Consider the following 24,151-nt stretch of genomic DNA (forward strand, 5'->3'; position numbering starts at 1 on the left):
GACTTACCTGTCGGAGCCTCCGGCGGGGATATTTTTAGACAGATGAAAGGGGCATCAGCATGAGCCTAGATCTGGTTCCAAATCTACGTGGCCTTGATGGCGAGGGCTCGGTGCAGGTGCATCAGGATGCCGATGCGCGCATTGAAGGTGCCAAGGTGTTTTCGGTTTATGGCAAGGGGGGGATCGGTAAATCCACCACCTCGAGCAACCTGTCGGCGGCGTTTTCGATGATGGGCAAGCGGGTGTTGCAGATTGGCTGTGACCCCAAGCACGACAGCACCTTTACCCTAACGGGGCGGTTGCAGCCCACCGTGATCGACATCTTGAAAGAGGTGGATTTTCACGCCGAAGAGCTGCGGCCTGAGGATTATGTCGCCACCGGCTTTAACGGCGTGAAATGCGTCGAGGCCGGCGGGCCGCCTGCGGGCACCGGCTGCGGCGGCTATGTGGTGGGGCAGACGGTCAAGCTGTTGAAGCAGCACCATCTGCTGGATGACACCGATGTGGTGATCTTTGACGTTTTGGGCGATGTGGTTTGCGGTGGTTTTGCAGCGCCCTTGCAGCATGCCGACCGCGCGGTAATCGTGACCGCCAATGACTTTGACAGCATCTATGCGATGAACCGCATCATCGCCGCCGTGCAGGCCAAATCGGGCAATTACAAGGTGCAGCTTGCCGGCTGTGTCGCCAATCGGTCGCGCGAGACCGATGAGGTCGACCGCTATTGCGCCCGTGTTGGCTTTAACCGCTTGGCGCATATGCCCGATATTGACGCGATCCGCCGCTCTCGGCTGAAGAAAAAGACCCTGTTCGAGATGGATGACGCCGAAGATGTGGTGATGGCACGGGCGGAATATATGAAGCTGGCCGATACGCTGTGGCGGTCGGTGCAAGGTGCGGGATCCACGCCGCATCCGCTGCCAGATCGGGAAATCTTTGAGCTTTTGGGGTTTGATTGATGCCGGACTATTCGACAACTTTGTCGCGGGTTGAAGATTACTTTGACCGCTCGGCCACCAAGGTTTGGGAGCGTCTGACCTCGGATGCGCCGGTGTCGCGCATTCGTCAGACCGTGCGCGAGGGCCGCGACCGCATGCGGGCCTTGATGCTGTCGCGGCTGCCCTATGATCTGCGCGGCACCCGGATTTTGGATGCGGGCTGCGGCGCGGGGCAGATGACGGCAGAGCTTGCCGCGCGCGGGGCGGATGTGTTGGCGGTGGATATCTCGCCTGCGCTGGTCAAGATCGCGCGCGAGCGCTTGCCGGCCTCGTTGCGCGGACGGGTGGAGTTTGCCTCGGGCGATATGACGGCGGACTATGGACGCTTTGATCATGTCGTGGCGATGGACAGTCTGATCTATTATGACACCCACGACATCTGCGCCGCGCTGGCGCGGCTTGGCGCGCGCACCGAAGGTGCGGTGGTGTTTACCGTGGCCCCGCGCACGCCGTTTTTGTTAACGTTTTGGAGCATGGGCAAGCTGTTTCCGCGCAGCGACCGCAGCCCCACCATGGTGCCGCATGCCCATAGCCGCTTGCAGGCGCAGTGCCAAGGCGCGGGTCAGATCAGCAAGGTCGATCGTGTCTCGCGCGGGTTTTATATTTCGGAATGTCTGGAGTATCGGCGGTGATTTTCGTTAAATCCAAGCATATTCAACAGCTTGGCACCAAGTGGATGCCCTTTGCCGATGCGGCCTCGGAAGGCTTGAGCTTTTTGCAACTGCTGCGGTTGAGCCTGTTTCAAGTCTCGGTTGGCATGGCCTCGGTGTTGCTTTTGGGCACGCTGAACCGGGTGATGATTGTCGAACTGGCGGTACCTGCAACAGTGGTGGCGGGGATGATCGCGCTGCCGGTGATCTCGGCGCCGTTCCGCGCCATGCTGGGCCACAAGAGCGACACCCACAAAAGCTGGATCGGTTGGAAACGCATTCCCTATCTGTGGTTTGGCAGCCTGTGGCAGATGGGTGGGCTTGCGATCATGCCTTTTGCGCTGATCGTTTTGTCGGGTGATCAGATCCACGGGCCGGAATGGGCGGGCAAGGCCTTGGCGGGGCTGGCGTTTTTGATGACTGGCATCGGCATGCATATGACACAGACCGCGGGGCTTGCGCTGGCCTCAGACCGCGCGACCGAAGAGACACGGTCGCGGGTTGTGGCGTTTTTATATGTCATGAACCTTTTGGGGATGGCGGTTTCGGCGGTGATCCTTGGCCTTTTGCTGCGTGATTTCAACGAGATCAAGCTGATCCGTGTGGTGCAGGGCTGCGGTGTGGCGACGATCTTGCTGAACCTGACCGCGCTGTGGAAGCAGGAAAAAGTCCGCCCGATGACCAAGGAAGAAATGGCGCAGAGCCGTCCGATCTTTCACGAGGGCTGGCGCGATCTGCTGGCGGGTGGCACGGCGGGGCGGCTTTTGCTGGTGGTGATGCTGGGGACCATGGGCTTTCAGATGCAAGACGTTTTGCTTGAACCTTATGGTGCGCAGATCCTTGGGCTTTCAGTGGGGGCCACGACCTGGCTGACCGCCTGCAATGCCATGGGAGCGCTGATCGGCTTTGTGCTGGCCGGGCATTGGATGGCGCAGGGGCAGGATATGTTTCGGATGTCGGCGCGCGGGATCTTGGTTGGGGTGGTGGCTTTCGTGATGGTGATCATGGCCGCGCCTTTGCACTCGGGCGTGCTGTTCTTTGCGGGAGCTTGGTGCATCGGCCTTGGTGCGGGACTGTTTGCGGTCTCGACCCTGACAGCGGCGATGGCGCTGCCCGAGCAGGGCCACGCCGGCCGCGGGCTGGTGCTTGGGGCTTGGGGGGCGGCGCAGGCGACAGCTGCGGGCCTATCGATCGCCATTGGCGGCGGCTTGCGCGACAGCGTCGGGGCCTATGCGCTGCAAGGCCATCTGGGCCAGATCTTTGCCACCCAGACCTTTGGCTACTCTTTTGTCTACCAAGTTGAAATACTTGTACTTTTCGTAACTCTCATCGCTTTGGCCCCTCTTGTTCGGGTCACGCTTTTCACTGCAAAATCGAAAGCCGAGACCGCCCGCATGGGCCTGATCGACTTTCCCAACTGACCACCGGAGGATTAACTCATGCTTGGCACGCACTTCTTTGGCAACTTCGATCTTGCCGCGCTTTCGATCTGGCTTTTCTGGGGCTTTTTCGCGCTGCTGATCTATTATCTGCAAACCGAAAACATGCGCGAAGGCTATCCGCTGGAATCCGAGGATGGGGCCAAAGCCGCCAACCAAGGCCCCTTCCCGCTGCCCAGCCCAAAAACCTTTATCCTGCCGCATGGGCGCGGCGAAGTCACCCTGCCCAATGGCGCGCGTGAGGCGCGCGAGCTGGCGATGGGGCGTACCGCTGTCTCGGAAGGCTTTCCCCATGCGCCTTTGGGTGATCCGATGGTTGATGGCCTTGGGCCAGCCGCCTGGGCACCGCGCCGCGATGTGCCGGAACTGGATGGCCACGGCCATGCTAAGATCGTGCCGATGGCGCAGGCCAGCAGCTTTGGCGTCTCGGCTGGGCGCGATCCGCGCGGCTTGCCGGTGCAGGCGGGCGACAACGAGGTTGTCGGACGCATCCGCGATATGTGGGTAGATGCCCCCGAACAGCTGGTGCGCTATCTTGAGATCGAGCTGAACTCGGGCAATCGCCGTTTGGTGCCGATGCCGATGGTCAAGATCTGGAAAGACCGCGTGCGGATCAATTCGCTGTCCTCGGATCTGTTCGACGGCGTGCCGGCAACCAAATCCATGAGCGAAGTCACCCTGCTCGAGGAAGAAAAGATCAGCGCTTATTATGCTGGCGGCACGCTTTATGCAGCCGACAAGCGCAAGCATGGGCCGGAGTCCTGGAAGCCATGAGCGCGCATGACGATTATGAAATAGAGCCGGTGCGCGGGCTGCCAGAGCAGCCGCCGCAGGGCGAAGAACTGCTTTGGCAGGGCCGGCCTGCCACCTTTGCGCTGGCCCGCGACGCCTTCAAGCTGACTTGGGTCGCAAGCTACTTCCTTGGCCTTGCCGTCTGGCAAATCGCCGTGCAGGCCAGCAACCTGACGCAGGCCTTTGCCATAGCGCTGCCCTATCTGGCGATTGGCTTGCTGGTCTGTGCGATTTTGTTGGGATTGGCCGCAACCCAAGCCCGCACCACGGTCTACACCGTCACCACCGCACGGGTGGCGATGCGGATCGGCTCGGCGCTGACCGTGACGCTGAATCTGCCGTTTAAGCAGATCGGCACCGCCAGCTTGGCGCTAAAACCCAATGGCACCGGTACGATTGCGCTGCAAACCTTGGGCGAGACGCGGATCTCTTACTTGGTGTGCTGGCCCCATGCGCGGCCTTGGGTCTTTGCCAAGACCCAGCCTGCGCTGCGCTGCATCCCCGATGCCGCCCGCGTCGCAAAACTCTTGTCTGATGCCGCCGAAACCAAGCTGAACGAACCAATGGTGGCACAACGCGGGGCGGGCCTCATGCTTGCCGCCGCAGAATAGCGAGGCGCCATGCTTGCCCAAGCCAAACCCAATTCCGCGCCAGAACGCGACATGATCCCCAAGCCCCTGCTTGTGGCGATCTTGGCGCTGGTGGTGACAAGCCTTGCCATCGTCGGAGCCGCAGCCGTGACAGGGCGCGCCCATGTCGGCGTGCCTAAGGCCGCAACCATTCTGGCCGAGCGCAGCGTGATCTTGCAAGGCGGCGGCGCGCAAGCCGTGACCGTACTTGCAGCCGACGGCAGCGTGATGATGGATCTGCCACATGGCGGCTTTATCACCGTTATTCAAAACGGACTGGAACGCGCACGCACCAATGCGAGGCTTGACCAATCGCTGCCGGTGCGCATCATAAAATACGACAATGGCCGCCTTGCGGTCCTTGACGACGCCTCTGGCTGGAGCGCTGAACTCGGCGCTTTTGGCAGCGACAATAGAGCCGCATTCGAACGGCTCATGTCACAAAACTAACAACAATAATGGGAACCAAATCATGGGAATTTTTAGCAGATACGCCGAGGACGTCCCCTGCACTGTCGAAGTCAGTCACCGCTTCGAGAGCCTGCATGCCCACGTTCGTTTTAACAATGGTGCCGTCATTCACCCCGGCGACGAAGTCTTGGTGCATGGCAAGCCGATCCTTGCCGCTTATGGCGAGCTGATCATCGAAGACCGTCAAGCCACCATCACCCGCGCCTCGGCGCTGGAACGGCTCTGGACCCGTCTGACGGGCGATTTCGGCTTTATGGAACTGTGCGAATTCTCGTTTTCAGAAGAGGTGATGTCATGAACGCGACCCCCAAAGCCCTTGAGGCGGAATATGCCGAATTGGCGGCTTCGCAGTCCACTGACACCACCGCGATGGCAACCGAGACCACGCTGTTGAACCCGCGCTTTTACACCACCGATTTCGACGAGATGGACCGCATCGACGTCACCCCCGTGCGCAAAGACTGGGACGAATTGCTGGCCGAAATGCGCGCCGATCCCAATAAGTCTCACTTCAAGAAAAACGCCGAATGGGATGCCGATTGGGAGGCGATGGAGCCAAAGCTAAAGCGCGAGTTCATTGATTTTCTGGTCTCGTCTTGCACCGCCGAATTCTCGGGCTGCGTGCTTTACAAAGAGATGAAGCGGCGCGGCAATAACCCTGACATCTGCGAGCTGTTCAACTTTATGGCACGCGACGAGGCCCGCCATGCCGGTTTCATCAATGACGCGCTGCGCGAAGCCGGGGTGGCTGTGAACCTTGGCTTTCTGACCAAGGCCAAGAAATACACCTATTTCCGCCCCAAGTTCATCTATTACGCGACCTATCTGTCTGAAAAGATTGGCTATGCGCGCTATATCACCATTTTCCGCCATCTCGAGGCAAACCCCGAGCTGCGCTTTCACCCGATCTTCAAATGGTTCCGCGAATGGTGCAATGACGAATTCCGCCATGGCGAAGCCTTTGCGCTTTTGATGCGCACCGATCCGAAACTGACCACTAGCTTCGCCAATAAGCTGTGGATCCGCTTTTTCCTGACGGCGGTCTATTCGACCATGTTTGTGCGCGACCACGCGCGGCCGGAATTTCACAAGGCCTTGGGCGTCGATATTGAATGGTATGACCAAGAGGTGTTCCGCAAAACCTCTGAAATCGCGCGGCAGGTGTTTCCGGTCGAGGTCGATATCAACCACAAACGCTGGCTGCCCAATCTGCGCCGGATGCGCGACGCCTTTGGTCAGATGGAGGCGGGCAAGCGTCAGGGCGGTTTGGGCGGTTTCGTTACGGCCAAGCTGGGTGCGGTCAAGGCGGCACTGGCCTTTGTGCAGCTTTACACCATTCCGGTGATCCACCGCGAGCCGCCAAAGAATGTGCGGTTGGAGCCGGTCTATTGACCGTCTCCCCCCACAGCGGTGAGGGCTGGGGGCGGGCGCGCCCCTACCCCCACCTGCTGTCAGAAGGGCCGCGCGGATGAGCGATAGCCCCTGGTTTGCAGCCCTGATAACCCTGTTTTTATGGTGGTTTTCCACAGGCATTATCCTGTGGCGCGTGCGCGTGGCCGATAACGGCAGCGCCAAAGACCATCTGATGTCGGTCGTGCTTGGCCTGCCGCTGCTGGCGATTGGGGTCTTGGCCGCGCGCGCCTCTTTGCCCGATCTTTCGGCTGGTGGCATCTACATGGCCTTTCTTGCGGCCTTGGCACTTTGGGCTTGGATCGAGCTTGCCTTTCTGTCGGGCGTCATCACCGGCCCCAACCGGATGCCCTGCCCGCCCTATCTCGCCAAGCGCGAGCGGTTTTGGCGTGCGGTTGGCACCATTGCTTGGCACGAGGCCACCTTGATTGGCACGCTGGCAGTCCTGGGTCTGGTGACGCTGACTGCGGCAAATCCGTTTGCCTTTGGCACCTTTGCGCTGCTGTTTGTCGCCCGCATCTCGGCCAAGCTGAACCTGTTTTTGGGTGTGCCGCGCATCAACATTCAATTCCTGCCACGCCCGCTTGCACATTTGGCCAGCTATTTTCGCATCGGCCGGATCACGGCTTTCTTTCCGATCTCGGTTTCTGCGCTGACGGTGTTTTCCGCGCTGCTGCTGGAACGCGCGATCAATGTCACCCACTCCGGCATGTCGGTTGGCTATAGCCTGCTGACCTGCCTTTGCCTGCTGGCGCTGCTTGAGCATTGGTTCATGGTGCTGCCGCTGCCAGACGAGAAACTGTGGCGCTGGATGTTGCCCGCCACGAAACCGCAAAACGACCAAGTTGAGGATGCCAATGGACTTTGATCAGATTTTTCGAACCCAACTCGAAACCCTCAAGGCCGAAGGCAATTACCGCGTCTTTGCCGAATTAGAGCGCAGACGCGGCGATTTTCCAAAGGCCAATACCCATAAGGATGGCGCGGTAAAGGAAATCACCGTCTGGTGTTCCAACGATTACCTTGGCATGGGCCAACACCCTGCTGTGGTCGATGCGATGGTCGAATGTATTCAGACCCATGGCGCGGGTTCGGGCGGCACACGCAATATTTCTGGCAACAATCACAAGCACTTGCTGCTGGAATCCGAACTTGCCGATCTGCATGGCAAAGAGTCTGCTTTGCTGTTCACCTCGGGCTATGTCTCGAACTGGGCGGCGCTGTCGACGCTGGGGTCGCGGATCCCGAATGCGGTGATCTTTTCAGACGCTGGCAACCACGCCAGCATGATCGAAGGTGTGCGCCATTCGCGCGCCGATAAGGTGATCTGGGCGCATAATGATTGGCGCGATCTGGACCGCAAACTTGCCGCCGCTGGCGATCGGCCCAAGATTGTCGCCTTCGAGTCGGTCTATTCGATGGACGGCGACATCGCCCCGATCAAGGAAATCGTGCAGGTGGCCAAGGCCCACGGCGCGCTAACCTATATTGACGAGGTGCACGCCGTTGGCATGTATGGCCCGCGCGGCGGTGGGGTGTCAGAACGCGAAGGCCTGGCCGATCAGATCGACCTGATCGAGGGCACATTGGGCAAGGCCTTTGGCGTGGTTGGCGGATATATCACCGGCTCTGCGGCGCTTTGCGATTTCATCCGCTCGTTTGCTTCGGGCTTTATCTTTACCACCGCCCTGCCACCTGCCGTGGCCGCCGCGGCCACTGCCTCGATCCAGCATCTGAAGGTCAGCCAGATCGAGCGGCAAAAGCAGCAAGAACAGGTCGCCAAACTGCGCGCAAGGCTGGACCGTCTGGGCATCGCCCATATGGCGAACGACAGCCATATCGTGCCGGTGGTGATCGGCGATCCGGTCAAGTGCCGGATGATTTCGGATATCTTAATGCGCGACTGGGGCATCTATGTGCAGCCGATCAACTATCCCACCGTCGCCAAGGGCACCGAGCGGCTGCGCATCACGCCCTCGCCCTTCCACAGCGACGCCGACATCGACCATCTGGCCAATGCCTTGCAAGCGCTATGGTCGCAATGCGCGCTGGCCCGTGCTGTGGCATAAGGTCGCGCAAAAGTGATCCAACTGCGCATCCGACGCGTATAACATCTGAGAGACAGAGCATGGAGGAAAGCTCGATGAAATTGAAATGTGCCCTAGTCGCGGTTTTGGCAACCGCAGCCGCCCCTGCCTTGGCGGCTGGGGATGCCACCAAGGGCGAGGTGGTGTTCAATCAATGCCAAACTTGCCACACGGTCGCAGATGCCGATGGTAAAAAATTGGCAGGCAAGGGCGCAAAAATTGGCCCGAACCTTTACGGCGTGTTTGGCCGTCAGGCTGGCAGCCTTGAGGGCTTTAAATACGGCAAGGATCTTGTCGCGGCGGGTGCGGCAGGTCTGGTTTGGGACGAGGCGCAGTTCGTCGAATATGTGCAAAACCCAGCCGCTTTCCTGAAGGCAAACTTGAACAAGCCCAATGCCGTTGCGAAAATGGCTTTCAAGCTGAAAGACGCCGCAACTGCTGAAGACGTCTACGCCTATCTGGCGCAGTTCAGCCCTGCACCTGCTGCACCGTAACAGCGGGTAAAGCGTTTAACACACAAAAGCCCCCGATCTCTCGGGGGCTTTTTGCTGCTCTACTGGCTTTGGCTTAGGCGGTCAGCGCATGCAGCCGTTGCGGTGCAACAGACGTCACCACGCGGGTGATATCGGCCACAGTCAGACCAGCCTCTTCATACATTTTGGCAGGGCTTGCCTGATCAATAAAGCGGTCAGGCAGGGTCATGGTGCGCAGCCGCAGCCCGTGATCAAGCCCGCCAGAATTGGCCAGATACTGCAAGACCATGGCGCCAAAACCGCCCGCAGCCCCCTGCTCGACCGTGACAACCGCCGCGTGATGGCGGCCAAGCTGGTCGATCAGATCGGTATCCAGCGGCTTGGCAAAGCGCGCATCGGCCACCGTCACCGAAATGCCCTGCGCTTGCAAAGCCTCGGCCGCAAGCAGGCATTCGGCCAAATGCGCGCCATAGCTTAACAAAGCCACATCCGCGCCTTGCCGCAGCACCCGGCCTTTGCCGATTTCAAGCGGCACGCCACGCTCGGGCATCTGCACGCCGACGCCTTCGCCGCGCGGATAGCGAAAGGCAATTGGGCCTGCGTCATAGTCGGCAGCCGTGGCCACCATATGCACCAGCTCAGCCTCATCCGCTGCGGCCATCACCACAAAGCCGGGCAGATTGCCCAGATAGCTGACATCAAAAGCCCCCGCATGGGTGGCCCCATCCGCGCCCACCAGCCCCGCGCGATCAATCGCAAAGCGTACCGGCAGCCCCTGCAAAGCCACATCATGCACGATCTGATCATAGCCGCGCTGCAAGAACGTCGAATAAATCGCCACAAAGGGTTTTAGCCCCGAAGCCGCCATGCCTGCGGCAAAGGTCACCGCGTGCTGCTCGGCAATGCCGACATCAAACACCCGATTGGCAAAGCGCGCGGCCATGATATCAAGTCCGGTGCCCGAAGGCATCGCGGCCGTAATCGCGACGATTTTGCCATCGCGCGCGGCCTCGTCGGTCAGCGCGGCGCCAAACACCTCGGTATAGGCGGGGGCGTTGGATTTCGCCTTGGCTTGAGTGCCCGAGACCACATCAAACTTGGCCACACCGTGATATTTATCGGCCGCATTTTCTGCAGGCGCATAGCCCTTGCCTTTGACCGTGACGGCATGGATCAGCACAGGCCCCGTCGCCCGCGTGCGGGCTGCGCGCAAAGTTGCCAGCAATTCCGGCATGTTATGCCCGTCTACCGGCCCGATATAGGAAAGCCCCAGCTCTTCAAACAGTGTGCCGCCCCCCGGCATGCCGGTGACCAAAGCCCGCGCCCGCCGCGCGCCTTCACGGATCGGGCCGGGCAAAGCCGCCTCAAAGCCTTCGGCGGCATCGCGCAGCGCCGCAAAGGGGCTGTGGCGCGCCAGATCGTTCAGATAGCGGTTCAGCGCGCCCACTGGCGGGGCAATGCTCATGTCATTGTCGTTCAGAATGATGAACAGCCGCTTGCCCAGATGGCCTGCGGCATTCATCGCCTCATAGGCCATGCCGGCCGTGATCGCGCCATCGCCGATCACCGCAATCGCATCGCCCGTTGGCATCCCCATCTCGCGCCCCATGGCAAAGCCCAAAGCCGCTGAAATGCTGGTCGAGGAATGCGCCGCCCCAAAGGGATCATAAGCGCTTTCCGAGCGTTTGGTGAACCCCGACAGCCCGCCGCCTTGGCGCAGACTGCGCATTGCCGCCCGCCGTCCGGTTAGAATTTTATGTGGATAGCATTGATGGCCAACGTCCCAGATCAGCTTGTCCACCGGGGTGTTGAACACCGCATGGATCGCCACCGACAGCTCGACCACCCCCAGCGAAGACCCCAGATGCCCGCCGGTTTGCGACACGACCGAGATCACCTCAGAGCGCAGCTCGCCCGCCAATTGCCCAAGCGCCTCGTCGCTCATCTCGCGCAGATCGGCGGGAGAGTTTACCATGTCTAACAGGGGGGTCTCAGGACGCATTTTCTTAACCTTTTGCAAGTAAGGACCAAGAGAAAAAAGGTGCCAAGTGATTTTCGCACTCGGCACCAGTTTCCTGCTGCCTACAGGAAGGGAACCGGGCTTTGGAAGGTGCCCAGGCGCGGACCGGCAAATGGCCCGAACGTCGTTGCAACTGGGGCAAAGCCGCTGCCCCAGCCGATGTTACACCGATCTCAAGCCACTCTGATCGGGCTTGCGATCTCGATCGCGCCATAGGGCGATGGCGCTTGCTTGCTTTGCTCGGGCAGCAGCAAAGACACCACCCAAATCGCCGCCAGAACACCGCCGATCGCCAGCACACCTGCCCCCGCGATAAAGGCACCCCAGACCATCTGGCCTAGTGCCCAGACCCGCAGACGCACAACACGGCTTGGCTCTTGAAAGTAATTTTCCTCGGACATGATTGTTTCCTTTTCAGTTGAGCGGGGCATAGCCGTGGTCCTGTGCCCAGACAAACCAGTTGTCCACCACAGTGCCCGTCAGCAAGATACCAATGCCACCCGTGATCGGCACCAAAACCGCAAACCACCAAGCCCAGCGGTGAATGCCCTCCATTGTGGCGTTAAAGCCCATGGTCCAGCGCCAGAACAAAGCCGCGCGTTCCGAGGCCGTGCCGCGGTCAACAATCTGTTCCAGCTCGCGGTCGCCGCCCAGACGCGTCACCGAAAGGATGGTGGCGCCATGCATGGCAAACAGCAGCGCCGAGCCATAAAGGAAGACAATACTCAGCGCATGGAAGGGGTTATAGAACAGGTTGCCATAGGTCAGGCTGAACAAGTTGGTCCAATCCAGATGCGGGAAGATCCCGTAAGGCACTGCTTCAGACCAGCTCCCCATCATCACCGGACGGATCAGGCCCAGCACCATCACCAGCCACAAGGCCGCAGCAAAGGCCCAAGCGACATGCTTGCCCATCCCCAAAGCCTCGGCGCGCAGATAGGTGCGCAGCCACCATGTCCAAAGCGAGACCAGAAAGAAGAAACCCGCCACCAGGAACAAGCCGCCCTGATCCATCGGCGGAACCCGCAGACCCCACTCGGGCGCTGGCGGCTCAAGCGCCATCCACAACAGATCGCGCACAAAGACCGCCGGATTATAGCCCGCCAGATGCCAGAACCAAAGCCCGACGATCATGAACCAGATCGCGCCACAGGCCAGCGAGATCACGCCAAAGGTGCCCAGATAGATCGGCCCCAATTGTGCGTTGCCAAACCAACCCAGCAGCGTGGAAAACCCAGCGCCCTTGGTGCGGTTGCCGGTGTCCACATCCTCGACCATGCCCATTTCGGGAGCGGCAGAGACTTGGACTTGGGTGAAGAAGTTTTGATACTCAGCCATTTATGCCTCCATGAACATTGGCCCAGATCGGCAGGTTCAACCACCAGTTCCACCAATCAACCCATTGATCAAACCAGATCGTGCCCGAGATGCCGATGCAGACAGCGCTCCAGAAGGCCGCGTTCATCGCAAGCAGCATGCCCAAACGGTGAATACCCAAAGTGCCGACCGAATAGCCGATCAGATCCCGAAAGAAGGTATCCTCGTGATCGGGGGTCTTCATCACTTTGCCCTTGCCCGGATTGGCGGCAGAAAGGATCAGACCGCCATGCAGCGACAGCGCCAAAGCATTGGTGAAAAAGAAGGTCACCGCCAGCATATGCACGGGGTTATAGTGAAAATTGCCATAGGTGTAGCCGGTGTTGGACACCCAATCGAGATGGCTGAAGATGCCATAGGGAAAGGCATAGCCCCAAGACCCCATCAGAATTGGTCGAATGACCACCAGCATCACATAGGCGAAAATCGCCACGCCAAAGGCGATCGGCACATGCAGGCCAATCCCCAGCTTGCGGCAAATTTCGACCTCGCGCAGCGCCCAGCTGACAAAGGCGCCAATCGCGCAAAAGGTGATGATCTGCCAAAGCCCGCCTTGCATCAGCGGGGCAAAGGCCAAGCCATTCTCGACCACTGGCGGGTTAATCGTCACCAGCCAAGGGTTCCAGGTTGGACCCATCGCAGCGCCATAAAAGATCAGCAAAGTGCCAAGCGCTGCAAAGAAAAAGGTCGTAACCCCAAAAAAGCCGACATAAAACGGTCCGACCCAAAAGTCGAAAAGGTTGCCGCCGACAAGCGTGCCACCAGGCACGCGATATTTCCGTTCGAAGCTGAGCAGTGCCATGCTTCCCTCTCCGCCATTGGACGGGTCAACCGATATCCACACAAAAAACGCGCGGCGGGACCGTCAGGTGTTCCTCTGAACTGGGTGATTTGGTGCGGCCGAACCAAGGACCGCCCGCACCAAGGGGTTGTGTCGCCTTAGTTGGCTGGCATCTCAGCAGCATAGCCATGCTTTGCTGTTGCGATGTCAAACCAGTTGTAGGCGGGTGTAGACAGCAGCACGAGGTGGATCATCGCGGCCAAGAGGAACAGGAACACGCCCTGTGCCACAAAAACGCGCCGAGGATCGAAAATCAGCCAGATCTTGTAGAACTTGCTCATCTCTATTTCCCCCTCAGAACCACGGACGCCAGATGTACACTGCCAAATGAGCAACAACGGCGATGGTCACAAACAACCAAAGCCCGCTCATGTAGACCGAGTGCAACTCTTGCGCCTGCTGGTCGGTAAGACCTGTGAAGGACAGGTCGGATTTATCAGCCATATTACCCTCCGGATAGTCGGACTGACGCCGCATTCCCTGCGGCCGGGCCACGGTGGGCGGAATGCCCCTCCGATGTTTCACCTGCCCCAAAGGGTGCAGGCGAATGCTGTTGTCGCGGACTAGCCGCGGAAAATCATGGGCGTCACCGCCCGTGCATCCTTCCAGGCCCGCGTCAGAGGACTAAGCCTCGGCAGCTTGGCGTGGCGGATGGTCTGAAAGCTCCAGCCCAGCACATGCAAGGGCAGCGCAAGGCTGAAGATCAGCGCGAAGTAGACGAAAAACTCGGCCTTATGCACCCGTTTGACATGCTGCGTGTCGCCGTTGACGGTATAGTCGCTCATCCGCGTTCTCCTTCAGTTTGTGAAGACTGTGCCCCTGGCAAAGCCTCCACGGTTTCGCGCACCACCCGTTCGGCGCCTTGATCAAGCGCTGCTTTTTCTGCCGCATCGCGCAGGGCGCGCGCCGCAGAAATACGGGTCAAAATCGGGTGCGTATTTACAATTCGGTCCAAAGCCGCCTGTGCGTCGACATCCCAAGGGAAATCGCGCCGCAGCGTTGTCGGGGTGGCCGCAGCCGAGTCCATCTCGGTGCCCAGCGGCAAAATATGAAACAGCGCGTCAAACAGGCAGTTGCACACCTCTTGCAACACCCAGACCGCACCCGAATAGCCCATCATCGGCGTGCCCACCGCGCGGCGGATCGCAGCACCCGGGAACGAGGCCGGAATGAAACTTGGCGCAGGGCCAAAGCCGCCCTTCATCTCTGCCAGATACATTTTCTCGTTGATCGAGCCCATCACCACCAAGGGCCGATGCTGCTTAAGCAAGCCGCGCACCGCCTCGTTGTTGGTCTTTTTGCCCGGCACGCGCGCAATCGCAAAGGCGCAAGGCAGGCCCAGATCGGTTTCCAGATAATGGCGGATGCCGCGCGCATAGGTTTCAGTCGCCACAATACCAAAAGAGGCGGTGGCAAAGAAATCCTGCGTGACCGAGCGCCACAGATCCCAAACCGGTTTCAGCGTCGAATGCTTTTCGCGCGCGATAAAGGGTTCAGGGTCCAGCCCCAACAGCTCGCCCAATTTGCGCAAAAACGCGGTTGTGCTGTCGATGCCAAAGGGCGCTTGCAGATAGGGCTTGCCCAAAACTTCCGCCAAGCCCCGGCCAAATTCGCGATACATCACGATATTGACGTCGGCATTGACCAGATTGCGCATCTCGGCCACATGCGCGCCCAAGGGCATCACCATATTGACCTCGGCGCCCATGGCTTCGACCATGCGGCGGATTTCGTGCAGATCCGACGCCATGTTGAACACGCCATACATCGGCCCCAGAATATTGACCCGAGGTTTAGCCCCCGCTTCGCGAATGGCCTCGGGCGGCATCCGGCCCTTGGTCATGCCAAATTCGGTAAAGATCCAAGTCATCGCGCGGTCAGCGGTTTGCCATTGGTCTTCGTCGATGGTGCGCGGCAAAAACCGCTGAATATTGGTGCCCATCGGGGTGACACCGCCGCCGATCATCTCGGCAATCGAGCCGGTGACCACCACCGCAGGCAGCGCCGGATCAAGCGTTTTCCACGCCCGCATCATCGCGCCTTCGGTGCCGTCACGGCCCAGCTCTTCTTCGCCAAGCCCGGTGACCACGATCGGCAATTCATGCGGCGGCAGCGCGTCGGTATAGTGCAGAACAGAAGTTACCGGCAGGTTTTCGCAGCCCACCGGACCGTCGATCACCACTTGCAGCCCCTTGACCGCACAAAAGGCGTAAACCGCCCCCCAATAGCCGCCCGCGCGGTCGTGATCTTGGATCAGCATCAGATCATCTCCTCTGCTTTGGCCGCTTTCGCCGCCCGATCCAGTTTCTTTTGATGCAGCGCCCGGAAATCAGGCCGCAGGTTCGGTGCGCCTTCCCAGATGCCAGCGGTGTCGCCTTGGCCCACGCCCTCGAAGAAGGTTTTCATACCCTCCATCCGCGCGCGCCCGGCAATGGCTGCATTGACCACCTGGCCCAAAGACCCTGCCCCTGCCGGCCCCATCAGCGGGCGTGCCGAGATCAGGTTGGTGAAGTAAAGCGATGGAATCGCAAGCTGTTTTGCCTTTTGCACTAGCGGGGTTGTCCCCACCGCCAGATCAGGCTTGACCGCTTCCATCGCGGCGCAATCATCTTCCAGACTGGCGCGGAATTTCACTTTGACGCCGCGCGCTTCCAGCCAATCCAGATCTGGCGCGCTCCAGGGCGTTTTCGGGCAAGCGGTACCGACATAGGGCACCTCTGCGCCGCTTTCGATCAGCAAACGCGCCACCAACAGCTCGGACCCTTCATAGCCCGAAAGCGTGATCCGCCCCTTGATCGGATGGGCTGCAAGCGCACCCTTGATCGCGGGCAAAAACGCGTTTTGGGCAGCGGCAACCCGCGCGGGATCAATGCCATAAGCCTCGCCAATCGCGGCAAGCCAAGCGGCGGTGCCATCAAGGCCGACGGGGGCCGAGCCCACAATCTTGCGGCCTGCGGCCTGAAATTCGCGCACCGAAGCGGTGTAGAACGGATGGATCGCCGCAACCACGCCGCAGTCAAGCGCTGCATAAAGCTCGCGCCATTCGCGGCAAGGCACAACCGGCCCCGCGGCCAAGCCCAAGGGGGCCAGCATCGCACCAATCATCATCGGATCGGCGGGAAACATCTCGCCCAACAGCGCCACCGCAGGGCGATCGCTGCGCCCACTTGCAGGGGCCTGCACGGGGCCTGCCTCAACCTCGGCGCGGGCATATTTCAGCATGGCACCGGCCAAGACATCCTTGGCTTCGGCATGGGTCGGGATGCCAAAGCCCGGCACATCAATGCCGACAATCCGCACGCCGTTGATCTCGCTTGGCAGCAGTTTCAGCGGCACACCCGAGGCCGTCGGCACGCAAAGATTGGTCACCACAATCGCGTCATTGGTGGCAGGATCGGCAAGTTCATGCACCGCGTCGCGGATGTCTTCGAACAGCTTGCCGGTGACCAAAGATTCCGAATTGAACGGCACATAGCCCACCGAGCGGCGCGCACCGTAAAAATGGCTGACAAAGGTCAGGCCATAAACGCAGCAAGCCGAGCCCGAAAGCACCGTCGCCACCCGCCGCATCCGCAGACCCACGCGCAGCGAGCCAAAGGCCGGACACATGCTTTGTGGCTTGTCATGCGGGCCCTGCGGGTAATCGCGGGCGTATTGGTCTAAAAGCTCTGAATTGCCGGCCGCACGCGCGGCCTCTTGCATCGTCGCAGCACCGGCATGACAGCCCATGCCATCCACAGGCGCAGCCGCAAGCGCAGCTTCGGGCAAATCTTGCCCCTGCACTTGCGTCAGCGGCGTGTCTTGGCTGCTGTCATAAACGGCTTCGCTCATCTGCGGGCCTTTCGGGTCAAGCGCTGCAAAGCGGCTTCCAACTTGGCAAGGGTTTCCAGATCAAACATTGTCGTAGACCACTTCCAGAGATTTCTTCTCGACCGCGTTTTTGCCGCGCATATCGGCGTCGGTGGCAGGGGTCAGCACGAAATCGGCGCCGGTGACTTCGGCAGAGAACAGCGCCAAAAGCCCGTCTTGCGACACAGGTGTCGGGCGCACAGGCGGGGCCAAAGCCACAGCCTCGGCAAGGCTTGCAAACATCGGACCCCATTGGCTTTCATAGCTGCCAACGATCTGATAATTCGCGCTTTTCCGGCGCAGATCTTCGTCTTGCGGGATCGCGGCCAGCACGGGAATGCCGACGGTTTCGGCAAAGGCAGCCGCCTCGCCTGTGCCATCATCCTTATTGATCACCAGGCCTGCGATGCCGACATTGCCGCCCAAACGGCGGAAATATTCCACGGCCGAGCAGACGTTGTTGGCAACATAAAGGCTTTGCAAATCGTTCGAGGCAACAAGAATGACCTTTTGCGCCATATCGCGGGCAATCGGCAGGCCAAAGCCGCCGCAGACCACATCGCCAAGGAAATCAAGCAGCACATAGTCAAAGTCCCAATCGTGGAACCCCAGCTTTTCCAACAGCTCAAAGCCGTGGATGATCCCGCGCCCGCCGCAGCCGCGCCCAACCTCTGGGCCGCCCAGCTCCATCGCAAAGACGCCGCCGCGTTTAAAGCAGACGTCGCCGATCTTAACTTCTTCTCCGGCCAGCTTTTTCTTGGTCGAAGTTTCAATAATCGTCGGGCAGGCCTTGCCGCCAAACAACAGGCTGGTGGTATCCGATTTCGGATCGCAGCCAATCAGCAGCACCCGCTTGCCCATCTCGGCCATCATGTGGCTTAGGTTGGCCAGCGTAAAGCTTTTGCCAATACCGCCCTTGCCATAGATCGCGATGATCTGGGTCTTTTTGGTCGGCTCGCCTTGCGGCACCTCTAGTGTCGGTTCGGCGGCCTCTTCACGCAAGCGCGCGTCGAAATCTTTCAGATTTGGAATATCAAGAGTCATGCGTGGCCCCTCCAGTCGAGGATCATTTTCAAGCAGTCAGGATCGGTAAATGCCGTCTCGTAAGCGCTGGTTGCCTGATCGGCGCGGGCGGTATGTGTGATCAGCCCGTCTAGGGAAAGCGCCCCCGATTCAACAAGTTGCCTTGTCGCGGTCAGATCATCAGCCGCCCATTCTGCGGCGATGCGCAGACGGGCTTCTTTCATGAAAGCGGGTGGAAAGTTGAAGGACAAAGGCGCTGTGTAAAACCCCGCCAGCACCACTTCGCCGCCCTTGGCGATACGGCCGATCAGCGTGTTCAGCAGATCCGGCGCGCCCGAGGCATCATAGATCGCCTTATAGTCGCGGCGCGGATCGGCATCAGGCTGCACAACCTCGTAGCCCATGGCACCGGCGTGACGGGCAGAATTCGTCTCCCACACCGTGGGGGCAGGCGCGCCCGCGGCCACGGTCAGCCGCGCCAAAAGCCGGCCCAGAACGCCGTGACCCACAATCAGATCGGGCAGCGCACGGTCAAAACCTGCAAGCGCATGCCGCGCGGTGGCAGCCAGCGCAAGCAAAGCCCCCTGCGCGCCAAAGCCCGGATCAATCCGCGTCACCCGCGCACCCTGCGTCACCAAAAGCTGCGAAGCCGCGCCAAACAGGCCGCGCACGGGGCCTGCTTCATTGGCCTCAAAGCAATTCGCCCCCGGCACAAAAACGTGGTCGCCGACGCTAAAGCCCGAGTCTGGGCCCGCTTCAACAACCTCTCCGGCCGCCTCATAGCCCGGCACCAAAGGATAGCCCATGCCCGGAAAGGGCGGCATCGTGCCAGACCAGAACAGCTTTTCCGTGCCGGTCGAAATCCCCGAATGCGCCACCGCAACCACCACATCGCCCGCCGCCGGACGCATCAGCGCCACCGCGCCAAGGGCGAGGTCTTTTGGGCCAGACAAGATGACGGCGTTGGTTTTCACGATCTCTCCCCGTGACAGCTTGTAAGAACCCAAGAGCAGATTCTATCGAATGTCACTTCCTATATGTCACTTTAAACTTACAGTAACATCTGTCAAATAAAATAGACACTTTTGCAAAGAACTCTTTAGAGACCCGCGCGCTCTGCGGTGACAACCGAAGTGACAAACGGGCGAAAACCTGTTTTAGAACAAATATTTACAAATCCAGCAGCCTGAAGAAGCGCCGAAATCTCGGCAGCAGAGCGGGTGCGGCCAGTTTGCATCGCCAAAGTGTAAATTGCAAAATACACATCGGTGCTGCGATCAGGAACCGCCCCGCCCGACATTGGCTCCGAGATCACAAGCCGCCCCCCCGCAGGCAATGCGGCGTAAACAGCCGCCAGCAAACGCGCCACGGTCGAATCATCATGATCGTAAAGCACCCGCACCAAACTGATCGCATCGGCCCCCTGCGGCAAAGCCTCGTCGCGAAAGCTGCCGGGCCGCAGAGTGACGCGCGCCTCTAGCCCCACCTGAGCCAGCTGCGCCTGCGCGCCAAGCAACACTGCGGGCAGGTCCAATAGATCAAGCTGCATCTGCGGATGCGCCACCGCCACCGCCGCCAAAAACGCACCAGTGCCGCCGCCGACATCCATCAGCCGCTTGACCCCCGACAGATTGACCATCGCCAAAGTATCCTCGGCCACCAGCACCTGACTTTGCGCCATCAGCGTTGAATAGGTCGCTGTCACCGCCGCATCGCGCGCGCCCTCGGCGCCAAAGACATAGGGCCAGAATTGCGAAAGCTGGGTCTGCTGGCCGCCGCGCAAAAACGCCACCGGATCGGCCAAATCGGCATAAAGCGCGCGGTGGTGCCGGATCATCGCCTCGAGCCCCGGCACGCCCAACAGGGCAGCGCCGCGCAAACTTAAGCCAAAGCGGCCATCGCGGTGCCGTTTCAGCAGCCCAAGCCCCGCGCCCGCTTGCAGCAAAACCTGCATGCGGTCTTCTTGCACCGCACAAATGCCCGCCACCTGCCGCACTTCGACCGGCCCACGCAGCAGCAGCGCCAAGATATTCAGCTCCACCAAGGCCATCAGCACTTGCGCATTCACAAAGCCCGCGACCAGATCAAACATCGCAGCCCCTTCAGCCCGCGCAACGCGCCGCAGCAGCGGCACCCGCGCCGCCCAGGACTGAAATTTGCGCGAGGCGGCAAGCCGCAACAGCCAGTCGCGCGGCGCAGATTTCACATCGAGTAAAGCAACCATATCAGCGGCGCGCCGCAGCTTGATGCAGCACGGGGGCAACAGGGGTCATGCGTTCGGCATAGCGGCGCACCATATCAGCCAGCATCGCCTCGCCCGGACAAGACGGAATCGAGGCGATGGCCCCACCCAAAATATCCTTCAACTGACGGATCGCACCCTGCACCCCATAAGCGCTGACCGCATTGGGGCGGTTGTGGGCGGCATCTTGGCCCACGGGCTTGCCCAAGGTTTCGGCATCATAAAGCGCGTCGCGCAGATCATCGGCCACCTGAAACGCCTCGCCAATCCGCGCGCCCAATTCCTCCCAAGGCTCGGCGTCCTGCCCTGCGGCCAGCGCGCCCATCTGGGTGGCTGCAATAAACAAAGCCCCGGTTTTGGCGCGGTGATAGGCGGACAGATTGACCTGCGCCTCGCTTTCCCAGCCCTGCCCCGCGCAGATGCCATGCGGCATGCCGGTGCGCCTGGACAGCACACGGATCAGCTTGAGCGCGCGGTCGGCATCTGCCCCAGCAGCCTCGGCCAGCACATCAAAGCCCAGCACGATCAGGCTGTCACCCGCCAGCACCGCCAGTGGTTCGGAATAGGCGCGGTGCAGGCTGGGCTTGCCACGGCGCAGATCGGCGTCGTCAAAGCAGGGCAGATCGTCATGCACAAGGCTGGCGCAGTGGATCAGTTCGAGAGCGACCGCCGCCGCATCGGCCAGCGCGGGGCGATCATCGCCGCAGGCCATCGCGACCGACAACAGGATCGTCGGCCTGATCCGCGCCCCACCCGGCGTCACCGCATAATGCAGCGCCGAGGCCAATTTGCTGGGCGCATCCGCCCCACCCATCGCCCGCGCTATCACCGAAGCCGTGGCAGCATCCAATCGCGCCGTGATCGACATGAAATTCCCTTTCGCCGCTGGGTTAGACCAGTTGTCACTTTAAGTTGACAGATTTCTGTAAATCATACTGGACAGTTTCTTCACTTGAGTCAACAATCAGACTTGGGGAGATCTAAAAATGCAGCGCCATCCAGAGGCCTTAAAAATTGCAGTGATCGGTGCGGGCATCGGCGGGCTTTGCGCGGCGATCCGGCTGGCGCTGGCGGGGCAAGAGGTGACGGTGATCGAGGCGCAGGCGACGCCGGGCGGCAAGATGCGCTGCCTGCCAAGCGCCGCCGGCCCGATTGATGCAGGCCCCACCGTGCTGACGCTGCGCTCGGTCTTTGACGATCTGTTTCGCGCCGCGGGCGAGCGGTTGGAAGATCACTTGACCCTGATCGCCCAGCCGATCCTTGCGCGGCATTGGTGGCTGGATGGCAGCCGGCTTGATCTTTTTGCCGACCCCGAGGCAAGTGCGGCGGCGATTGCTGCCTTTTCGGGGCAAAAATCCGAGGCCGAATTTATCCGCTTTCACCGCCTGACCGATCAGCTTTACCGCGCCTTTGACGCGCCGATGATGCAGGCCGCACAGCCAAACCTTAGCGCTATCGCGTTGAATAGCTTGAAATCTCCGGCAATCTGGCCGGTGGTTTTGCGCAACCGCAGCCTTGCGCGCCAGCTTGAGCACAGCTTTAGCGACCCGCGCCTGCGCCAGCTGTTTGGCCGCTATGCCACCTATGTGGGCGGGCTGCCGCAGACAGCACCTGCGGTGCTGTCGCTGATCTGGCAGGCCGAGGCGCGCGGCGTCTGGGCGGTGCAGGGCGGCATGGGCATGCTTGCGCGCGCGCTGGCGGATCTGGCCACGCGGCTGGGGGTGCAGATCAGATATGGGCTGGCTGCGCAGAAAATTCTGCGCCAAGCCGGGCGGGTGACGGGGGTGGCACTGTCGGATACCCGCACCTATTCTTGCGATGCGGTGGTGTTTAACGGCGATCCGGCGGCGCTTCTGGCGGGGCTTTTGGGCAATGGCGCGCAGCAAGCCCTGCGCCCTGCCACCGCTCATCCGCGCAGCCTCTCGGCTTGGGTCTGGAGCTTTGCAGCCACCCCAAGTGCTATGGATCTGATTCATCACAATGTGTTTTTTTGCAGCGATCCGCAGCAAGAATTCGGCCCCCTTGCCGCAGGGCAGATGCCGCACGAAGCAACGCTTTATGTCTGCGCCCAAGACCGCAGCGCGCAGCCCCCCACCGGACCCGAGCGGTTCGAGATCATCATGAACGCACCGGCCAAATCCACGCTTTCGCCGCAAGAGGTATCACAATGTCGCGCCAAGACCTTTCCGCAACTGGCCCGCTTCGGGCTGAGCTTCGACCAAGCGCCACCCGATCAGGCCTTGATGACGCCGCAGGGGTTCGCGACGCTGTTTCCGGGCTCGCAGGGGGCGCTTTACGGCCGCAGTCCACAGGGGGCGCTGGCAAGCTTTCAGCGGCCGCGCGCGCGCAGCAAGCTGACGGGGCTTTATCTGGCGGGGGGCGGCGCGCATCCCGGAGCGGGAGTGCCGATGGCGGCCTTGTCCGGCAAGCATGCGGCCGAAGCGATCTTGAGCGACCTGACTTCAGCCTTGACGTCGCGCCAGATGGCTATGCCTGGTGGTATATCGACGGGGTCTCGGCCGATGGGACGCGCGCGCTAAGCGTAATCGGCTTTATCGGCTCGGTGTTCTCGCCGTGGTATGCTTGGTCTGGCAGGCGCGATCCGGCCAATCACTGCTGCATCAATGTGGTGACCTATGGCCCCGGCGGCCGCTTTACCATGACCGACCGTGGCCGCGATGCGCTGCGCCAAAGCCGCGACAGCTTGCAGGTTGGCCCCAGCCGGATGCAGTGGCAAAGCGGCACATTGGTGATTGATGTCAACGAGATATCGTCTTTGCCCTTGGTGTCGCGGCTGCGCGGCCAGATCCGGCTGACGCCTTCAGCGGTGACCGAGGTCGAGGCCACCCTGACCCCTGACGGCGGCCATATCTGGCGGCCCTTTGCGCCCTCGGCCCGCATCGAGGTTGACCTGAGCCAAGGTCACAGTTGGAGCGGGCACGGCTATTTCGACGCCAATTTCGGCAATGCAGCGCTTGAGGCCGATTTCAAGCGCTGGACTTGGGGGCGCTATCCGCGCGGCAATGGCGGCACCACTTGCTTTTATGACGGCATTCGCGCCGATGGCAGCACGCTTGCGCTTGGCTTGGATTTCGCCGCCGACGGAAGCGCGCAGCAAATCACCCCGCCGCCGCTGAGCCGGCTGGCGCGCACCGGCTGGCAGGTCAGCCGCGAGACGCGCTGCGATGCAGGCGCCACGCCGCGCCAGACCAAGGCCCTGCTGGATGCGCCGTTTTACAGCCGGTCTTTGGTGCAAACCCAGATCGAAGGCGAAACAGTCTGCGGCGTGCATGAGGCGCTGGATCTGGGGCGCTTTCGATCGCCAGTGGTCAAGGCGATGCTGGCGGTGCGGGTGCCACGCCGGGCCAAATGGCCCTAGGCTTGGGTTGGATTTAGCCGCAGCGTGGTGAAATTCAGCGCGCCCGCAATCGTTACCCAGACAAGGTAGGGCAAAAACAACATCCCCGCCCAAAAATCAACGCCAAAGAAGGTCCAAGTGCAGGCCGCAACCGCCGCCCAAAGGCACACCATCACCCCCATCGCCGCCCTGATCCGGTGCAGGCCAAAATAGACCGGCGTCCACAGCGTGTTCAGCGCAATCTGCAAAGACCACAGCGCCACCGCGTTTTGATTGCCCGCAGCCAGCGCAATCCGCATCCCCGCAATCGAGATCAGCACATAAAGCGTGGTCCAAACCAGAGGGAACACAAAAGGCGGCGGCGTCCAGCTGGGTTTGTTCAAGCTGTCATACCACTCGCCCGGACGGATCATCGCCCCCGTCGCCCCCGCCGCAGCGCAGGCCCCAAGATAGGTCAGAAAGATTGTCCAATGCATCGCAGGGCCCCCAAAA

Annotated in this window: 27 protein-coding genes; 13 read left to right on the forward strand and 14 right to left on the reverse strand. The window is 60.8% G+C overall.

Annotated elements, in window-relative coordinates; translation table 11 throughout:
• Nucleotides 1–59: 59 nt before the first annotated feature.
• The 11 genes from bchL (at nucleotide 60) to V7Q10_RS07325 (ending at nucleotide 8,970) form a co-directional block, all read left to right on the forward strand.
• Nucleotides 60–959 carry a ferredoxin:protochlorophyllide reductase (ATP-dependent) iron-sulfur ATP-binding protein gene (gene bchL / locus V7Q10_RS07275; protein ID WP_333868405.1) on the forward strand — a complete coding sequence of 300 codons (900 nt, stop codon included), beginning with the start codon at nucleotides 60–62 and terminating at the stop codon, nucleotides 957–959.
• A complete protein-coding gene (bchM, locus tag V7Q10_RS07280; protein WP_333868406.1) occupies nucleotides 959–1,630 on the forward strand; it encodes a magnesium protoporphyrin IX methyltransferase in 672 nt (223 codons plus the stop codon). The genes bchL and bchM overlap by 1 nt, the downstream gene beginning before the upstream one ends.
• Nucleotides 1,630–3,069, forward strand: a complete 1,440-nt coding sequence (locus tag V7Q10_RS07285; RefSeq protein WP_442885835.1) for a PucC family protein — start codon at nucleotides 1,630–1,632, stop codon at nucleotides 3,067–3,069. Before bchM ends, V7Q10_RS07285 begins: the two co-directional genes overlap by 1 nt.
• A gap of 18 nt (nucleotides 3,070–3,087) precedes the next feature.
• Nucleotides 3,088–3,861, forward strand: coding sequence for a photosynthetic reaction center subunit H (gene puhA, locus V7Q10_RS07290; protein WP_333868407.1), 774 nt, complete (start codon nucleotides 3,088–3,090; stop codon nucleotides 3,859–3,861).
• Nucleotides 3,858–4,490, forward strand: a complete 633-nt coding sequence (puhB, locus tag V7Q10_RS07295; RefSeq protein WP_333868408.1) for a photosynthetic complex putative assembly protein PuhB — start codon at nucleotides 3,858–3,860, stop codon at nucleotides 4,488–4,490. The genes puhA and puhB overlap by 4 nt, the downstream gene beginning before the upstream one ends.
• Nucleotides 4,491–4,499: 9 nt before the next feature.
• Complete coding sequence (gene puhC, locus V7Q10_RS07300; RefSeq protein ID WP_333868409.1) at nucleotides 4,500–4,958, forward strand: photosynthetic complex assembly protein PuhC; 459 nt, start codon at nucleotides 4,500–4,502, stop codon at nucleotides 4,956–4,958.
• A gap of 22 nt (nucleotides 4,959–4,980) precedes the next feature.
• Nucleotides 4,981–5,277, forward strand: a complete 297-nt coding sequence (locus tag V7Q10_RS07305) for a hypothetical protein (RefSeq protein ID WP_333868410.1) — start codon at nucleotides 4,981–4,983, stop codon at nucleotides 5,275–5,277.
• Nucleotides 5,274–6,371 (forward strand): magnesium-protoporphyrin IX monomethyl ester (oxidative) cyclase, encoded by a 1,098-nt coding sequence (gene acsF, locus V7Q10_RS07310; protein ID WP_333868411.1) that lies wholly within the window; start codon nucleotides 5,274–5,276, stop codon nucleotides 6,369–6,371. Before V7Q10_RS07305 ends, acsF begins: the two co-directional genes overlap by 4 nt.
• Nucleotides 6,372–6,447: 76 nt before the next feature.
• On the forward strand, nucleotides 6,448–7,257 hold the full coding sequence (gene puhE, locus V7Q10_RS07315; protein WP_333868412.1) for a putative photosynthetic complex assembly protein PuhE: 810 nt from the start codon (nucleotides 6,448–6,450) through the stop codon (nucleotides 7,255–7,257).
• The gene (gene hemA / locus V7Q10_RS07320; RefSeq protein WP_333868413.1) at nucleotides 7,247–8,458 is read left to right on the forward strand and encodes a 5-aminolevulinate synthase; all 1,212 of its coding nucleotides are present in this window, start codon (nucleotides 7,247–7,249) and stop codon (nucleotides 8,456–8,458) included. Before puhE ends, hemA begins: the two co-directional genes overlap by 11 nt.
• Before the next feature lie 74 nt (nucleotides 8,459–8,532).
• Nucleotides 8,533–8,970: a c-type cytochrome gene (locus tag V7Q10_RS07325; protein WP_333868414.1), complete on the forward strand. Its 438-nt coding sequence runs from the start codon at nucleotides 8,533–8,535 to the stop codon at nucleotides 8,968–8,970.
• Nucleotides 8,971–9,043: 73 nt separating this feature from the next.
• Here V7Q10_RS07325 and dxs read toward each other — a convergent pair whose 3' ends face one another.
• From dxs to V7Q10_RS07390, 13 genes are all read right to left on the reverse strand, one after another.
• Nucleotides 9,044–10,951, reverse strand: coding sequence for a 1-deoxy-D-xylulose-5-phosphate synthase (gene dxs / locus V7Q10_RS07330; RefSeq protein WP_333868415.1), 1,908 nt, complete (start codon nucleotides 10,949–10,951; stop codon nucleotides 9,044–9,046).
• 191 nt (nucleotides 10,952–11,142) lie between these two features.
• Nucleotides 11,143–11,370, reverse strand: a complete 228-nt coding sequence (pufX, locus tag V7Q10_RS07335) for an RC-LH1 core complex protein PufX (RefSeq protein ID WP_333868416.1) — start codon at nucleotides 11,368–11,370, stop codon at nucleotides 11,143–11,145.
• A 13-nt stretch (nucleotides 11,371–11,383) separates the two neighbouring features.
• The gene (gene pufM / locus V7Q10_RS07340; protein ID WP_333868417.1) at nucleotides 11,384–12,307 is read right to left on the reverse strand and encodes a photosynthetic reaction center subunit M; all 924 of its coding nucleotides are present in this window, start codon (nucleotides 12,305–12,307) and stop codon (nucleotides 11,384–11,386) included.
• Nucleotides 12,300–13,148, reverse strand: coding sequence for a photosynthetic reaction center subunit L (gene pufL, locus V7Q10_RS07345; protein WP_333868418.1), 849 nt, complete (start codon nucleotides 13,146–13,148; stop codon nucleotides 12,300–12,302). The genes pufM and pufL overlap by 8 nt, the downstream gene beginning before the upstream one ends.
• A 137-nt stretch (nucleotides 13,149–13,285) precedes the next feature.
• Nucleotides 13,286–13,468 (reverse strand): light-harvesting antenna LH1, alpha subunit, encoded by a 183-nt coding sequence (gene pufA, locus V7Q10_RS07350; protein ID WP_333868419.1) that lies wholly within the window; start codon nucleotides 13,466–13,468, stop codon nucleotides 13,286–13,288.
• Nucleotides 13,469–13,481: 13 nt separating this feature from the next.
• Nucleotides 13,482–13,631 (reverse strand): light-harvesting antenna LH1, beta subunit, encoded by a 150-nt coding sequence (gene pufB / locus V7Q10_RS07355; protein ID WP_333868421.1) that lies wholly within the window; start codon nucleotides 13,629–13,631, stop codon nucleotides 13,482–13,484.
• A gap of 119 nt (nucleotides 13,632–13,750) precedes the next feature.
• Nucleotides 13,751–13,972 (reverse strand): cytochrome PufQ, encoded by a 222-nt coding sequence (gene pufQ, locus V7Q10_RS07360; RefSeq protein ID WP_333868422.1) that lies wholly within the window; start codon nucleotides 13,970–13,972, stop codon nucleotides 13,751–13,753.
• Nucleotides 13,969–15,447, reverse strand: coding sequence for a chlorophyllide a reductase subunit Z (bchZ, locus tag V7Q10_RS07365; RefSeq protein WP_333868423.1), 1,479 nt, complete (start codon nucleotides 15,445–15,447; stop codon nucleotides 13,969–13,971). The genes pufQ and bchZ overlap by 4 nt, the downstream gene beginning before the upstream one ends.
• Nucleotides 15,447–16,916: a chlorophyllide a reductase subunit Y gene (bchY, locus tag V7Q10_RS07370; RefSeq protein WP_333868459.1), complete on the reverse strand. Its 1,470-nt coding sequence runs from the start codon at nucleotides 16,914–16,916 to the stop codon at nucleotides 15,447–15,449. The genes bchZ and bchY overlap by 1 nt, the downstream gene beginning before the upstream one ends.
• Nucleotides 16,917–17,078: 162 nt before the next feature.
• The gene (locus V7Q10_RS07375) at nucleotides 17,079–18,080 is read right to left on the reverse strand and encodes a chlorophyllide a reductase iron protein subunit X (protein WP_333868424.1); all 1,002 of its coding nucleotides are present in this window, start codon (nucleotides 18,078–18,080) and stop codon (nucleotides 17,079–17,081) included.
• Complete coding sequence (gene bchC / locus V7Q10_RS07380; RefSeq protein ID WP_333868425.1) at nucleotides 18,077–19,033, reverse strand: chlorophyll synthesis pathway protein BchC; 957 nt, start codon at nucleotides 19,031–19,033, stop codon at nucleotides 18,077–18,079. The genes V7Q10_RS07375 and bchC overlap by 4 nt, the downstream gene beginning before the upstream one ends.
• Before the next feature lie 125 nt (nucleotides 19,034–19,158).
• Complete coding sequence (locus V7Q10_RS07385) at nucleotides 19,159–20,283, reverse strand: methyltransferase (RefSeq protein ID WP_333868426.1); 1,125 nt, start codon at nucleotides 20,281–20,283, stop codon at nucleotides 19,159–19,161.
• Nucleotide 20,284: 1 nt separating this feature from the next.
• Nucleotides 20,285–21,169, reverse strand: a complete 885-nt coding sequence (locus tag V7Q10_RS07390; RefSeq protein ID WP_333868427.1) for a polyprenyl synthetase family protein — start codon at nucleotides 21,167–21,169, stop codon at nucleotides 20,285–20,287.
• A gap of 118 nt (nucleotides 21,170–21,287) precedes the next feature.
• Here V7Q10_RS07390 and crtD point away from each other — a divergent pair, with 118 nt between their 5' ends.
• Nucleotides 21,288–22,841: a 1-hydroxycarotenoid 3,4-desaturase CrtD gene (crtD, locus tag V7Q10_RS07395; RefSeq protein ID WP_333868428.1), complete on the forward strand. Its 1,554-nt coding sequence runs from the start codon at nucleotides 21,288–21,290 to the stop codon at nucleotides 22,839–22,841.
• Nucleotides 22,805–23,680 carry a carotenoid 1,2-hydratase gene (gene crtC, locus V7Q10_RS07400; RefSeq protein WP_442885837.1) on the forward strand — a complete coding sequence of 292 codons (876 nt, stop codon included), beginning with the start codon at nucleotides 22,805–22,807 and terminating at the stop codon, nucleotides 23,678–23,680. The genes crtD and crtC overlap by 37 nt, the downstream gene beginning before the upstream one ends.
• On the opposite strand, the gene tspO is transcribed toward crtC, so the two are convergent.
• Nucleotides 23,677–24,135, reverse strand: coding sequence for a tryptophan-rich sensory protein TspO (gene tspO, locus V7Q10_RS07405; protein ID WP_333868430.1), 459 nt, complete (start codon nucleotides 24,133–24,135; stop codon nucleotides 23,677–23,679). The genes crtC and tspO overlap by 4 nt on opposite strands.
• Between the last annotated feature and the right edge of the window lie 16 nt (nucleotides 24,136–24,151).

The organism is Cypionkella sp. (assembly GCF_036782355.1).
GTDB lineage: Bacteria > Pseudomonadota > Alphaproteobacteria > Rhodobacterales > Rhodobacteraceae > Cypionkella.

Bases quoted from the DNA above. Each gene is read 5' to 3' on its own strand.
- bchL (WP_333868405.1), top strand. From the start codon at position 60: ATGAGCCTAGATCTGGTTCCAAATCTACGTGGCCTTGATGGCGAGGGC.
- bchM (WP_333868406.1), top strand. From the start codon at position 959: ATGCCGGACTATTCGACAACTTTGTCGCGGGTTGAAGATTACTTTGAC.
- puhA (WP_333868407.1), top strand. From the start codon at position 3,088: ATGCTTGGCACGCACTTCTTTGGCAACTTCGATCTTGCCGCGCTTTCG.
- puhB (WP_333868408.1), top strand. From the start codon at position 3,858: ATGAGCGCGCATGACGATTATGAAATAGAGCCGGTGCGCGGGCTGCCA.
- puhC (WP_333868409.1), top strand. From the start codon at position 4,500: ATGCTTGCCCAAGCCAAACCCAATTCCGCGCCAGAACGCGACATGATC.
- V7Q10_RS07305 (WP_333868410.1), top strand. From the start codon at position 4,981: ATGGGAATTTTTAGCAGATACGCCGAGGACGTCCCCTGCACTGTCGAA.
- acsF (WP_333868411.1), top strand. From the start codon at position 5,274: ATGAACGCGACCCCCAAAGCCCTTGAGGCGGAATATGCCGAATTGGCG.
- puhE (WP_333868412.1), top strand. From the start codon at position 6,448: ATGAGCGATAGCCCCTGGTTTGCAGCCCTGATAACCCTGTTTTTATGG.
- hemA (WP_333868413.1), top strand. From the start codon at position 7,247: ATGGACTTTGATCAGATTTTTCGAACCCAACTCGAAACCCTCAAGGCC.
- V7Q10_RS07325 (WP_333868414.1), top strand. From the start codon at position 8,533: ATGAAATTGAAATGTGCCCTAGTCGCGGTTTTGGCAACCGCAGCCGCC.
- dxs (WP_333868415.1), bottom strand. From the start codon at position 10,951: ATGCGTCCTGAGACCCCCCTGTTAGACATGGTAAACTCTCCCGCCGAT.
- pufX (WP_333868416.1), bottom strand. From the start codon at position 11,370: ATGTCCGAGGAAAATTACTTTCAAGAGCCAAGCCGTGTTGTGCGTCTG.
- pufM (WP_333868417.1), bottom strand. From the start codon at position 12,307: ATGGCTGAGTATCAAAACTTCTTCACCCAAGTCCAAGTCTCTGCCGCT.
- pufL (WP_333868418.1), bottom strand. From the start codon at position 13,148: ATGGCACTGCTCAGCTTCGAACGGAAATATCGCGTGCCTGGTGGCACG.
- pufA (WP_333868419.1), bottom strand. From the start codon at position 13,468: ATGAGCAAGTTCTACAAGATCTGGCTGATTTTCGATCCTCGGCGCGTT.
- pufB (WP_333868421.1), bottom strand. From the start codon at position 13,631: ATGGCTGATAAATCCGACCTGTCCTTCACAGGTCTTACCGACCAGCAG.
- pufQ (WP_333868422.1), bottom strand. From the start codon at position 13,972: ATGAGCGACTATACCGTCAACGGCGACACGCAGCATGTCAAACGGGTG.
- bchZ (WP_333868423.1), bottom strand. From the start codon at position 15,447: ATGCTGATCCAAGATCACGACCGCGCGGGCGGCTATTGGGGGGCGGTT.
- bchY (WP_333868459.1), bottom strand. From the start codon at position 16,916: ATGGGCTGTCATGCCGGTGCTGCGACGATGCAAGAGGCCGCGCGTGCG.
- V7Q10_RS07375 (WP_333868424.1), bottom strand. From the start codon at position 18,080: ATGACTCTTGATATTCCAAATCTGAAAGATTTCGACGCGCGCTTGCGT.
- V7Q10_RS07385 (WP_333868426.1), bottom strand. From the start codon at position 20,283: ATGGTTGCTTTACTCGATGTGAAATCTGCGCCGCGCGACTGGCTGTTG.
- V7Q10_RS07390 (WP_333868427.1), bottom strand. From the start codon at position 21,169: ATGTCGATCACGGCGCGATTGGATGCTGCCACGGCTTCGGTGATAGCG.
- crtD (WP_333868428.1), top strand. From the start codon at position 21,288: ATGCAGCGCCATCCAGAGGCCTTAAAAATTGCAGTGATCGGTGCGGGC.
- tspO (WP_333868430.1), bottom strand. From the start codon at position 24,135: ATGCATTGGACAATCTTTCTGACCTATCTTGGGGCCTGCGCTGCGGCG.